Below are 13,287 nucleotides of genomic sequence, written 5' to 3'. Positions count from 1 at the left end.
AACTGATCGTCAGTTCCCCGGACTGGTAAGGGTTACTGCACTCAAGCAGATATGCAGAACATACGTTCGAACTGGTGGGGGTTCCGTGCTGATCGACTTGCCGGACCGGGCCGACGTGGGGTGCGAGCCCGCGTGGGTCACCGGTGGCCGCCCGCCCTCGCCGGGGGATCCGGACTACGCCTCCTACCAGGATTTCCTGGCTTATGAGGCGCGGCGGGATGCGTTCTGGTCCGCTCACGCTGCGGGTCCGGCCCTACCCCTGGACGCGCCGATCGACATGACCGCCGCGCGTTCGGACGCCGAACTGGTGGGGGAGGTCGCGGACGCGGACCGCCTGGAGAACGCCGCCTACGGCGCGAAGTGCCGGGCGGTGTCGAACGTGGCGATGCGGAAACTGTCCAACCCGGATGCCGATGACGACCCGGAGTATCTGCGCCGTTCGGTCGAGGCCGAACTCGGCTGCCTGCTCAAACTCTCGCCGGCGGCGGTGCAGAACCTGTGCCACGTGTCGATGGAGTTGACCCGCCGCTACCCGAAGACCTTCGCCGCCCTCGAACGCGGGGAGGTCAACCGGGTCCAGGTGCAGGCCATCGTGGACGAGGGCGCGGACCTGGATGTCGCGCAAGCCTCACGGCTTGAGGACGCGGTGCTGCCGGAGGCGAAGGAACGCGGTGGGCGCTCGTTCCGGGGCCGGGTCCGCCGCGAGGTCAAGGCCATCGATGAGGACGCGGTCCGCAAGCGGGAGCAGCGGGCCCGCGCGGATCGCTGCGTCTACCTCCGGCCGGAGTACGACGGCATGGCCACCCTGTGCCTGTTCATGCCCGAGGACGAAGCGCAGCGCATCTTCAAAGCCCTCAAGGAACGCGTCCACCACGACCGGGCGATCCAGAAGGAAGAAGCCGCCGAGGCGCCGCTGGTGATCGCCCGCCAGGACGAGCGCACCATCGCCGCCCAGGAGCTCGACACCATCCAGGCGATCCTCGGTGAGGCGCTCGGGATCGACCCCACCGAGCCGGAGATCCCGGCCTCCTCCGCACTCTCGGCCGAGGCGATCGAGCTGCTCGACCTGCACGCCGACACCTACGTGCCGACGGCGAAGATGAAGACCGCGGTCCGCAACCGGGACAAGCACTGCCGGTTCCCCGGCTGCCGGCGCCCGGCCCGCCAGTGCGACATCGACCACTCGATCCCGTTCACCAAGATCAAGGGCAAGGTCCTGCGCGGCGGGACCCGCTACTGGAACCTCGGCTGCCTGTGCCGGTTCCACCACCAAATCAAACAGATGCCCGGCTGGCATCTCGAACAAGACCGGGGCCGGTTCATCTGGACCACCCCCACCGGGCTGCGGTTCATCACCTACCCCGGCGCAGACGACCCGGACGCTGAACTCCCGGACTTCATCAAGGACCTGACCGCCCCGGTCCCGTTCTGACCTGACGCCAATTCAGGTCAGTTGACTCGGCATGTGCTCGAGTGCCCACGTGAGGGCGTGGTCGGCGACCTCTTCCCAGCCGTCCTCGCCGCACGTCCAGTGAGAGCGGCCGGGAAACTCGTAGTACTCGGTGATCGCATCCGACTTGTAGTGCTTGGCGTTCGACCGGTTCACCGACGGCGGCATGATGTGGTCGGCTCCGCCGGCGATGAACAGCAGGGGCGGCCGGGAGGCGTTGTGGTAGTCGACCCAGGTTTCCTGATGCCCGGGCGTGAGGTTGGCGAGCAGGCCGTAGCGCCACACCCAATTCCCGGGTGCAGGAATGTGGTAGCGCTCGTAGACGGCGGCGGACTCCTCGTCGCTCAGGGTGTTGGTGAAGGCGTAGTGGAATTGCTCCGGCGTGAAGCCAACCGCCTGGTGCCGCTTCGCCGGATTGTTGAGAACCGGGAACAGGGACTTGATCTGCGAGGGCGGGTTGACGTGCACCCCTTCGGTCGGTGCGGAGTCGATGACCACGCCGGCGGCGCCGAGTCCTCGTGCGAGCAGGAGCTGCGTCAGGGTCCCGCCGAACGAGTGACCCATGATGATCGGCGCTCGGTCCAGGCCCTTGATGACGCTCTCGAGGTGGTCGACGGTGGCGGGCACAGTGAGCTCGGCGATCACGTCCGGGTTCTCGCGCAGGGCCTCCACCTCGATCTCGAAGCCGGGGTAGGCCGGGGCCAGCACGCGGTGGCCCTGCCCCTGGTAGTAGGTGACCCAGTGCTCCCAGCACCTCGGGGTCATCCACAGGCCATGGACCAGAACAATGGTTTCGGACACGGCAGTTCCTCTCCGGTGCGTCAGTTGGTCTGCTTGGCGGCCGCGACGATGAGGTCCACGACGGCGTCGGGGTGGGACATCATCGCGACGTGCGACGACTCGATTTCGACGGTCGTCGCGCCCATCCGCTCGGCCATGAAGCGCTCGGCGGCCGCCGGGATCGTTCGGTCGCTACGGGCGACGAGGTACCAGGACGGGATGGTCCGCCACGCCGGGAACCCGGATGGCTGGACGAGGATGGCGGCCTCGGCCGGTCGTTGACTCGCAGCCATGACGGCGGTCGTTGCCGCAGGCAGGTCAGCTGCGAAGACCTCATGGAAGATGCGCGGATTGATGTACGCGTCCACGCCGGCCGGGTACGGCCGCAGGACCAGGTTCTCGGGAGAGGTCAGCCCGCTGCCCGGGTATCGACTGACCAGGTCGATGACGGTCTCCCCGACGTCGGGGCCGAAGGCGGCGATGTAGACCAGCGCCTTGACGTTCGGCAGCGTCGTGGCGGCGTTGGTGATGACGGCACCGCCGTAGGAGTGCCCAACCAGGATCACCGGACCCTCGATCGTGCTCACGACGCTGCTCAGATAGAGGCTGTCGAGATGGAGGCGGCGTTCCGGGTTGGCGGGCGCGAGGACCGGGTAGCCGCGTGCCTGCAAACGTTTGGTGACGTCGTTCCAGCCGGACGCGTCAGCGAAGGCGCCGTGGACCAGAACGACCGTGGGCCGGTCCGTCCGGTCGGCGGTGAACGCCCCGGCCGATCGGACAGGTCCGGCCAGAACGAGGACGGTCAGGACTCCCAGCAGCAGTGCCAGGATCCGGCGGAGACTGTGGTGGTGCATCGGACGTCCCCTCGGTGGGTGGGATGACCCCACCCTCGGGAGGCGTCGAGGGTGCCCGCTTCAGTCACGTGACTGCGGGTCGACTGAACCCGTCTCCAGCGCCGTGCGCAGTTCGTGGCGAGAGCTGACGCCGAGCTTCGGGAAGATTCGGTACAGGTGTGAGCCGACGGTCCGGTGGGACAGGTAGAGCCGTTGACCGATCTCGCGGTTCGACAGTCCCTCTGCCGCCATCTCGGCGATCTGCAACTCCTGAGGCGTCAGGTGGTCCCGAGCCTCCGGCGTCCGGACGTTGCTGCGCTCCCCGGCCGCGCGAAGTTCGGCGCGCGTGCGCTCACTCCAGGCGACGGCGCCCAGGGCGTCGAAGGTGTCGCGGGCGACGCGGAGCGGGCCGCGCGCGTCCGAACTGCGGCGCTGGCGCCGCAACCACTCGCCGTATGCCAGGTGAATCCGGCCGCGCGTGAGCGGCCACGGTCGGAGGTCGGCCGCCAGTGCGGCCTTGAACGCGGTCTCGGCAGCGTGGTCGTCGGCCAGAAGAGGTCGAGCGTGGAGGATGGCCAGGCGCGATCGGGGTGACGGCGAGTCAGTCTGGTCGAGGGCCTCGAACAGCGGGCGGACCTCGTCGATCTGACCGCTGTGCCGGGCCGCCTCGGCCAGATCTCCGATCGCCCAGCGGGTCTTCATGTAGTGATGCGCCGGATCGCGCGGGTCGAACATGCGACGCAGTTCGCCGAAGGCCTCCTCCGGGCGCCCGCACGCCAACGCCGTCACGCCGCGGGCGAGCTGCACGTCGGAGAGCACCGCGCTGGCGCGACTCGGCAGGGCCGTCGCCTCGGCCTCACCGGCAAGAGCTGCGGCCCGGGACTCGTCGCCCCGGAGGCCCGCCACCATCGACACCGCGCCCAGGCTCCCGGTGGCCCAGAACTGTTGCGACGTCTCATTCGCCAGCCGGCTGCCCTCGCTGACGTCCGCAAGCGCGGACCGCAGGTCGCCGCGATGGAGGTTGCTCTTCGCGCGAGCGATCAGCGAGTGCGCGAGCAGGCCGATGCGCCCTTCGGAGCGGAGCCCGTCGACGGCGGTCGAGAGCAAAGGCCCTGCAGTGTCGTGCGCGCCGATGGCCATCGCGGCGAGGCCGTACAGCCGGGCCGAGCTCGGGTCGTACGTCCCGCCGCGGGCCACGCGCTGAAGGGCGTTGTGCACGAGCGAGCCCTGTCCATCCGGATCCGCCCAGGCGAGCACCGAGACGAGGCGGGGATCATCGGGGTCGACCGGCACGCGCTGCGCCGCGGCCACGACCCGCAGGCGGACGTCCGGACCGAGATCGGCCCACCAGCACCGCAGCCCGGCGCCGGTGAGGAGCTTGAGGGCGAGGCCTGGGTCGCTGTCCGCCACTCGAGCGGCGTCGTCCACCAGCAGATGGATGCCGGACGCGCTCCCCTGCAGCCCGTCGTCGAAGATCTCGCGGAGCCAGGCGGCCTGCGTTCGCTGCGCGGCATCGAGTGGCAACCCCTCCGCCTCGGCCAGCAGGCGGCGCACCGTGTCGCGCCGGCCGAGTTCGAACGCGATCTCGGAGGCCTGCAGCAGCCGACTGCCCCGGCGCGTCTGATCGGGGCTCAGCTGGGCCGCCCGCTCCAGCGCCGTCACCGCCGCGAGGGCGCCGCCCCGTCGGCAGGCCCGATCGGCGGCGAACTCCAACTCCCGCGCGATGAACTCGTCGGGACCGGTGGTCGCCGCGGCGAGGTGCCAGACCCGTCGATCAGGCTGGTCCACGAACACCTCGGCGAGCGCCCGGTGCGCCTCCTGCCGCTCGCTGTCGCTGGCCGCGGCGTAGATCGCGGAACGCACCAACGGGTGCCGGCACTGCAGGCGCATCGATCGGACGTCGACCAGCCCGGCGGCGACGGCCGGAGCGAAGTCCGCGAGCGTTCGCTCGGTGCCGTCGGCGATCGACGCGCCACGCAGGACGTCGGAAACCGCACCGCCGTCGTTGGCCGCGCCCACCAGCAGGATCCGTCGCGTGGCGGCCGGGAGATCCGCCTGGCGGGCCGCGAAGGCGCTCTCCAGCCGGGCGGTGAGCGGCAGGCGAGCGGGCAGCGGAACGCCGGGATCCCCGTGGTCGGCCGCGATCGCCGCCGGCAACTCGACCAGGGCAAGGGGATTTCCCTCGGCCTCGTCGAGAATCCGCGCCCGCACCGGGTCCGCCAGATCAGGGGCATGGGCGTCCAGGAGAGTCGCTGCCGCCGCGGGCGGCAGAGAGGGGACAGCGAGCTCGGGAAGGCCCGCCTCGTCGAGGGCCGACGGCGCGCCGTCGCGCAGCGCGAGCAGGAGAACGATCGGGTCGAACTGCAGCCGCCGGGCGACGAACGCGAGCGCCTCGGCACTGGGGCGGTCGAGCCAGTGGGCGTCCTCCACCATGGCGAGCACGGGCACATCCGACGCGGCGTCACTCAGGAGCTCGAGGGTCGCGAGGGCGACGAGGAACATGTCCGGAGCAGCGGAGTCGGTCATGCCGAAAGCGGCGAGGAGGGCGGACCGCTGCGGGGTGGGCAGCCTCTCCGCCTGCCCGAGAACCGGACGGAGCAGCTGGTGCAGGCCCGCGAACGGCAGCCGGGCCTCCATCTGCGTCCCGGTGGTGGACAGCACCAGCATCGCCCGTCCGCGAGCCCGCTCCATCCCCGCGTGGAGCAGCACCGACTTCCCGATGCCCGCCGGGCCGCGGAGCACCAGGGCGCCGCCCCGCTCCGCCGCGCCGTCGACGAGGGCGGAAAGGACCGCCAGCTCGCCCTCCCGCCCGATCAGGGGAGATCCCCGCACGCTCATCACCCGTCTCGGCAGCCGCTGCGGACGACCATGCCGACCGGTGGGCCAATTTGGCGAGTCCGTGCAGCCAAAATCTCCATCACGACATGACGAGAAGTCAGTGCGCGGGCATCTCCACGGTGACCGTCAGGCCGCCGACCGTCGCGCTGCGGGCGGTTTGAGGTGGCGTCAGTACCGGTAGACGCCGGCCGCGGCGAAGCGCCGGCGACGCTTGACCACCTTGAGCACCGCCACGCCCATGGCCGCGGCCAGGGCGAGCAGGCCACCGGTCATCGCCGAGGTCTTGGCGGAGAAGCCGCCGACCAGCAGGTCGTTGGAGTCCGACGCGTTGGCCACCGAGGTCGGCCGGATGTCGTTGGTGCTGACGCCGACCACCGGGGCGACGTCGGCCTCGCTGACGACCGCCTTGGACAGCGGCTCGACGAGCTGGCCGACCGGCTCGACGCGGCCGGAGTTGGCGAAGCCCCACTCCAGCAGCGCGGCGGCGTCGGGGGTGATCCGGCCCTGCCCCGTGAACATCAGGCTCGCGACGATGCGGCGCCCGTCGCGCTCGGCCGCGGCGATCATCGTGTTCTGCGCCTTGGTCGTGTAGCCCATCTTCACGCCGATCGCGCCCGGGTACCCGTTCTGCACGAGACGGTTCTCGGTGCGGGCGTACATCGTCTCGTCCTTGTACTTCGAGTCGGCCGGGACGGAGACCGCGTTGAACGAGTGCCGGACGGTCGTCATGTACTTACGCAGGTCGCCGCGCTGCAGCGCCGCGCGGCCCCAGAGGGCGAGGTCGTAGGCGGAGGAGAACTGCCCGTCCGCGTCGAGCCCGCTCGGGTTGACGACGGTGGTGTCGTTGGCCTGGAGACGACGGGCCTCGGCCTGCATCATCGCGATGCCCTGCTGGAGGCTGCCGCCGCCGGCCTTCGCGAGCGCGGTCGCGGCGTCGTTGCCCGACTTGAGCATGAGCGCGTACCAGAGGTCACCGATCCGGTACGTGTGGCCGGGCCACAGACCGATGCGGGTGCCCTCCTGGTTCGCGTCCTCCCAGTCGGCGGTGTAGAGGTCGGCGTTGCTCAGCCGCGGCGCCATTGTCAGGGCGAGCAGCGTCTTCAGCGTGCTGGCCGGGCGGTAGCGCCCGTGCGGGTTCCGCGCGGCGAGGACCTGGCCGGTGTCCGCGTCGGCGACGACCCAGGCCGCCGAGGAGATGTTCGGCAGCGCGGTCCCGCCGGAGGGCACGACGACGCCCTGCTCGGCCATCCGCGGACCACCGATGGCCGACCCCGTGTCCGCGGCCGCGGTCGACGGCACCGTCGCCGGCAGCAACGCTGCGAGAACCAGTCCGAGCCCGGCGACACCCAGCCGCCCACGTCGAGAACGCATCCGCCCCTGCTCCTTGCTCCGCCGCAGAGTGCGGCCCCCCAGGCGGAGGCCGGTGCGGGTGCATGCCTCCGTGGTTCGAATTTAACGGCCCTCCCCGACCGGCGGTGCGGCTTTGACCTGATCGGGCGGCCCGCGGCCCCGTGTCGTCCCGTTGTGTCCCGGAATGATCACGGCCCTCAAGTGCGACCCGGGCCACACCGATGCTCCCTCCGTCAGGGGAGAGCTGGGGGGTTGCTCGATGACGGCAGACGCCGACCCCGCGCTCCCGGACCTGCTCCTCGGCCGCTATCGGGTCCTCGGTGCGCTCAAGGACGGACATCCGGTGCGCACGGTCCTCGCCGAGGACGTACGGACCGGGATGCGCGTCGTGGTCAAGACGGCCGCGGTCCCGCGCCTGCTGCCCGCGGCCCGCCTCCGGTTGGAGCACGAGGCCGCCGTCCTGCGGCACCTGCGCAGCGAGTGGGTCGCCCCGCTGCTCGACTTCGACCGCGATGACGACCTCGCCTGCCTGGTCACGCCCCTGATCCCGGGCGTGAGCCTCCAGGAGCGCCTCACCGCCGGGCCGCTGTCGCTCGACGACGCGCTCACCGTCGCCCACGCCGTGCTCTCCGCGCTGCGCGACGCGCACGACCAGGGCGTCCTGCACCGCGACGTGAAGCCCTCGAACATCGTCGTCGACGAGGAGTCCCCGCTGGTCCGGGCGACGCTCATCGACCTCGGCCTCGCCCGCACGGAGTGGTTGCACCCGGAGATCCGCGACGTGCCGGTCGGCACCGTCCGCTACATGTCGCCCGAGCAGGCCGGCCTGATCGAGCGCAGCCCGGACGAGCGGTCGGACCTGTACTCCGCCGGCGTCGTCCTCTACGAGTGCCTCGCGGGCCGTCCGCTGTTCTCCGGCACCACCCTCGGCGAGGTCCTGCGCCGGCACCTGTCCACCTCGGTGGCGGACTTCGGCGCGCTCGTCGGCGAGGTGCCGCGCGCCGTGAACCAGGTGCTCGGCCGCCTGCTCGCGCCCGACCCCGACGACCGTTACCAGTCGGCCGACGCCGCGCTGGCCGACGTGTCGAGCATCGTCGCTGCGCTCGGCCGCGGCGAGCCCGAGCCGCGCATCGTCGTCGGTGCCCGGGACCGTCGGCGCACGCTCGCCGAGCCGGCGTTCGTGCACCGCGACGCCGAGATGAGTGCCCTCCTCGCCCAGGTGACGCAGGCTCAGATCGGCCACGGTGGGGTCGTGCTCGTCGAGGCCGAGTCCGGTGGCGGCAAGAGCCGGGTGCTGGAGGAGTTCGCGTCGCGCGCGACGGCCGGCGGGGCCCGGATCTACCGCGGTCAGGGCGTCGACCAGGCCGCCCAGCGCCCGTTCGAGGTGCTGCGCGCGATGGCCGCCGAGGTGCTGGCCCAGGCCCGCGCGGACGCGACCGTCGCCTCCGCGCTGCGCGAGCACCTCGGCGACCGCCGGGAGGCCCTCAGCGCCGCGCTCCCGGAACTCGAGGAGATCTTCGGCCGCAGCGCCGAACCGCTCGGCCCGGAGGCGTTCGCCGAGATCCGCACCATCGAGGCGATCGCGGCCCTGCTCGAGGCGATCGGGACGCCGGACCGCCCAGCGGTCCTGCTGCTCGACGACGGGCAGTGGGCCGACGACCTCAGCCTGAAGCTCCTGCTGCACTGGCACCAGCACGCCGGCGCGGGGCCGCGGCACACGCTGGTCGTCGTCGCGTTCCGGACCGAGGAGGTCGAGACCGCTCATCCGCTGCGGCGCCTGACGACCGCCGAGCGGCTGGAGCTCGCGCCGCTGGGGGCGGAGCAGGTCGTGGAGCTCGCGGAGTCCATGGCCGGTCCGCTGCCGCGGGAGGCCACGGACATCCTCGTCCGCCTGTCGGACGGAATCCCGTTCATGGCGGCCGCGGTCCTGCGCGGACTCGTCGAGTCCGGCGCGCTGTTCCGTGAGGACGGCGGCTGGGGCACCGACCCGGTCGCGCTCGCCGACGTCCGCGCGTCCCAGCGCGCGGCGGCCTTCCTCTCCCGCCGGATCGGCCTGCTCCCGCCCGCCGCCCGCGAGCTGCTGTCGGTCGGGGCCGTCCTCGGCAAGGAGTTCGACCCCGAGTTCGCCGCCGAGCTCGCCGGCCAGTCCGCGGCCGCGGCGTTCTCCTCGCTCGAGGAGACCCGCCGCCGGCACATGATCTGGATCCGCGCCGACCGCTGCGCGTTCGTCCACGACAAGCTGCGCGAGACGTTCCTCGAACTGCTCGCGCCGGCGGAGCGTCGTCGGCTGCACCGCCTCGCCGCGGAACGCCTCGAGGCCCGGGAGCCGGACAACACGTTCGACCTCGCCTTCCACTTCGACGCCGCCGGGGAGCCCGCGCGGGCGCTGCCGTACGCGTTGCTGGCGGCCGAGGGCGCGCGCCGACGCCACGCCCTGTCCGCGGCGCAGCAGCAGTACGAGATCGCTGAGCGCGGCGCTCCGGCCGCGGACGTCGCCACCCGGCTCGCGATCGGCGAGGGCCTCGGCGACGTCCTCATGCTGCGGGGGCTCTACGACCTCGCGCGCCACCACTACGAGACCGCGCGCGACCTCGCCGGTGACGCCATCTCCACCGCGCGCCTGCAGGGCAAGCTCGGCGAGCTCGCCTTCAAGCGCGGTGAGCTGGAGGTCGCGAACACGGCGCTGGAGAGCGCGCTGCGGTCGCTCGGGCACCGCGTCCCGAACGGCCGGTTCGGCTTCTTCCTCGCCGCGATGCAGGAGCTGCTGGTGCAGCTGCTGCACACGCTGCTGCCGCGGTTCTTCGTCGGTCGCCGACCGGAGGGGCCCGAGGAGGAGTTCGTCGCGATCCGGATCCACAGCCGGCTCGCGCACACGTACTGGTTCTCGCGCGGCTCGCTGCCGACGCTCTGGACGCACCTGCGCGGCATGAACCTCGCCGAGCGGTACCCGCCGTCGGCCGAGCTCGCGCAGGCCTACTCCGAGCACGCGCCGGTGATGACGCTGATCCCGTGGTTCGAACGCGGCATCCGCTACAGCGAGCGGTCCCTGCAGATCCGTCGCGACCTCGGCGACATCTGGGGTGAGGGTCAGTCACTTCACTTCCTCGGCGCGCTGCTGTACAGCGCCTCGCGGTTCGAGGAATGCATCGCGCGGTGCCGCGAGGGCGTGCGTCTGCTCGACCGGACCGGCGACCGGTGGGAGGCCAACACCGCGCGCTGGCACATCGCGTTCTCGCTGTACCGGCTCGGCGACCTCCGTGGTGCGGTCGAGGCCGCGCGTGCGGTCTACGCGTCCGGGGCGGAGATCGGTGACGCGCAGGCGCGCGGCATCGCCCTCGGGGCCTGGTCGAAGGCGAGCGGCGGGCACGTCCCGGTCGAGTTGATGGAGGCCGAGCTCAGCCGTCCCACCCACGACGTGCACACCAGCGCCGAGGTGCTTCAGGCCCAGGGCGTGCGCCTGCTGGCCGAGGGCTCCCCGGCCGCGGCCGCCGCCGTGCTCACCGAGGCGGCCGGCATGGTCCGGTCCGCCGGGCTGCGACAGGAGTACGTGGCGCCGGTCTGGCCGTGGCTGACCACCGCGCTGCGGCTGCAGGCCGAGACCCTGCCGGCGACGCTGCCCGCTCGGCGGCGTGCGGTGCTGCGCACGGCGGCCCGGTCGGCTCGCCGGTCCCGGCGGCTGGCCCGCTGGTACCGCAACAACCTGCCGCACGCTCTGCGCGAGGCGGGGTTGATCGCCGCGATGCGGGGCCGGTCGCGCACGGCGCGCCGGCTGCTGCAGCGCAGCCTCGCGGTCGCCGAGCACCTGAACATGCGTCACGAGCACGCGCAGTCCGTGGTCGCGCTCGCCGCGCTCGAGCCGGAACCCGGACGGCGCGAGATCGGCCTCGACCTGTCGACCGCCCGCGCCGTTCTGGCCGAGCAGGAGTGGCAGGAGCCCGAGGCGAGCGCGGTCACCCCGTCGCTGGTCGACCGCTTCGACGCGATCCTGGAGTCCGGGCGGTCGATCGCCTCCGCCCTCTCGCGCGGTGCGGTGTACTCCGCGGTGCGCGACGCCGCCGCCACGCTCCTGCGCGGCGAGCACTGCCTGGTGCTCGAGGCACTCGACGGGCCGGACGGGGACCTCGTCGCCGTCGCCGGCCACGCGCCGGGGGAGTTCAGCCGGGCCGTCGCCCGTCGCGCCCTCGCCGAGGGGCGGCCCATCGTCCCGGACGACGAGACCGCCGCCGACGCCAGCGAGAGCCTCGTGCTGTCGGGCATTCGCTCGGTGCTGTGTGCGCCGATCCACGTGCACGGCCGGCCCGTCGCGTGCGTCTACACCGAGCACCGTCGCGTCGGCGGTCTGTTCGGGGAGAACGAGGCGCAGCTCGCCGAGTTCATCGCGACCCTCGCCGGCGCGGCCCTGGAGAACGCCGAGGGATTCGCCGAGATCCAGGACCTGACGCGCACGCTGGAGCGGCGGGTCGACGAACGGACCGCCGAACTCGCGGAAGCCGTCGCCGAGGTCGGTGCCGCCCGCGACGCCGCCCTCGCCTCCGCGGCCGCCTCGTCGACCTTCCTCGCGACGATGAGCCACGAGATCCGCACGCCGCTGAACGCCGTGATCGGGTTCACCGGTCTGCTGCTGGAGTCGCCGCTCTCGGGCGAGCAGCGCGACCTCGCGTCGTCGGTGCGCACGAGTGGCGAGGCGCTGCTCGACATCATCAACGACATCCTCGACTACTCGAAGATCCAGGCCGGCGAGCTGCACATCGAGAAGGCGCCGTTCGACGTCGTCGAGCTGATCGACAGCGCCGTCGAGCTGGTCGCGAACTCGGCCGCGCACCAGGGACTGGAGCTCGTCAGCACCGTCGACGCGTCGTGCCCGCCCGTGGTGCTCGGCGACGTCACGCGTTTGCGTCAGGTCGTGGTGAACCTGCTGTCGAACGCGGTGAAGTTCACCGTCGCCGGCTCCGTGGCCGTCCGCGTGCGCGCCGTGCCGGGTTCCGGCCCGGACGACCTGACGCTGGAGATCGCGGTCGCGGACACCGGCATCGGCATCCCGGACCACGCGATCGAGCGCCTGTTCGCGCCGTTCAGCCAGGTCGACGCCTCGACGACGCGGCTCTACGGCGGGACCGGGCTGGGGCTGGCGATCAGCCGTCGCCTCGCGACCGCCATGGGCGGCGAGATCTCCGTGCGCAGCGAGCCCGGCGCGGGTTCGGAGTTCACGGTCCGGGTCCGGGTGGGCCGGACGTCGACGGACGCGGCCGACAGCATGGCCGCGCTGCGGTCCCGGGCGGTGCTGGTCGCGCTGCCCGAGGGTCTGCTGCGCACCGCGATCGTCGACCAGCTCACCGCGTGGGGCCTGAGATGCCGCACCGTGGCCGAGGGCAGCTGGGACGTCGCGATCGTTGACCAGGGCATCGCGCCGGCGGAGGCGCAGGCGCTCCGCCGGGGCGGGGCGCCGCTGGTGGCGGTCACCCACATCGGCGAGGGACTGACCGGCGGGGACCGGCGCCTGTTCGCCGCCACCGTCACCAAACCCGTCCGGCTGCGGGCGCTGGCGGAGACACTGCTGCGGGTGCTGGAGCCGATGCGTGGCATCCCGGCGCAGTCGCCGCCGGTCGGCGCGGAGCCGGCCGCGTCCGGCGCGGAGCCGGCCGCGTCCGGCGCGCTGCGGATCCTCGTCGTCGAGGACAACGCGATCAACCAGAAGGTCGCCCGGCTGCAGCTGAGAAACCTGGGCCACGACGCGGTCGACGTCGCCGGCAACGGCCTCGAGGCCGTCGCGGCGCTGCAGACCCAGGCGTACGACCTGGTGCTGATGGACGTCCAGATGCCCGAGATGGACGGCCTGGAGGCCACCCGGACGATCCGGCGGATGACGTTCCCCGACGGCCCGCCCCGCATCGTCGCCATGACCGCCGGGGCCCTCGCCGCCGAGCGCGACGCCTGCACCGCCGCCGGCATGGACGCCTACCTCGCCAAACCCGTCCGCCTCGACGACCTCCGCGACGTCCTCACCGAGGTCCTGGGGCCCGTGCAGTAACCCGGCGC

6 protein-coding genes are annotated in these 13,287 nt (G+C 72.4%); 2 read left to right on the top strand and 4 right to left on the bottom strand.

Translation table 11 applies throughout. The features are described from left to right. Nucleotides 1–85: 85 nt before the first annotated feature. Nucleotides 86–1,432, top strand: coding sequence for an HNH endonuclease signature motif containing protein (locus tag ABD401_RS14655; RefSeq protein ID WP_344605970.1), 1,347 nt, complete (start codon nt 86–88; stop codon nt 1,430–1,432). Between the two features lie 12 nt (nt 1,433–1,444). Here the strand turns inward: ABD401_RS14655 and ABD401_RS14650 are convergent, their stop codons facing one another. The 4 genes from ABD401_RS14650 to ABD401_RS14635 all read right to left on the bottom strand — a co-directional run bounded on the left by ABD401_RS14650 (nt 1,445) and on the right by ABD401_RS14635 (nt 7,272). Continuing rightward, a complete protein-coding gene (locus ABD401_RS14650) occupies nt 1,445–2,251 on the bottom strand; it encodes an alpha/beta hydrolase (protein ID WP_344605968.1) in 807 nt (268 codons plus the stop codon). A 20-nt stretch (nt 2,252–2,271) separates the two neighbouring features. Further along, nucleotides 2,272–3,084, bottom strand: a complete 813-nt coding sequence (locus tag ABD401_RS14645) for an alpha/beta fold hydrolase (protein WP_344605966.1) — start codon at nt 3,082–3,084, stop codon at nt 2,272–2,274. Between the two features lie 60 nt (nt 3,085–3,144). Further along, nucleotides 3,145–5,895, bottom strand: a complete 2,751-nt coding sequence (locus tag ABD401_RS14640) for an AAA family ATPase (protein ID WP_344605964.1) — start codon at nt 5,893–5,895, stop codon at nt 3,145–3,147. Between the two features lie 174 nt (nt 5,896–6,069). Beyond that, on the bottom strand, nt 6,070–7,272 hold the full coding sequence (locus tag ABD401_RS14635) for a D-alanyl-D-alanine carboxypeptidase family protein (protein ID WP_344605962.1): 1,203 nt from the start codon (nt 7,270–7,272) through the stop codon (nt 6,070–6,072). A gap of 238 nt (nt 7,273–7,510) precedes the next feature. On the opposite strand from ABD401_RS14635, the gene ABD401_RS14630 reads away from it, so the two are divergent. Then, complete coding sequence (locus ABD401_RS14630) at nt 7,511–13,279, top strand: ATP-binding protein (protein ID WP_344605960.1); 5,769 nt, start codon at nt 7,511–7,513, stop codon at nt 13,277–13,279. Nucleotides 13,280–13,287: the final 8 nt, after the last annotated feature.

Origin of the sequence: Sporichthya brevicatena, from assembly GCF_039525035.1 — a bacterium.
Taxonomy (GTDB): Bacteria; Actinomycetota; Actinomycetes; order Sporichthyales; family Sporichthyaceae; genus Sporichthya; species Sporichthya brevicatena.
The sequence above is the reverse complement of the archived record's forward strand: the minus strand, read 5'-3'. Positions and strand labels throughout refer to the sequence as shown.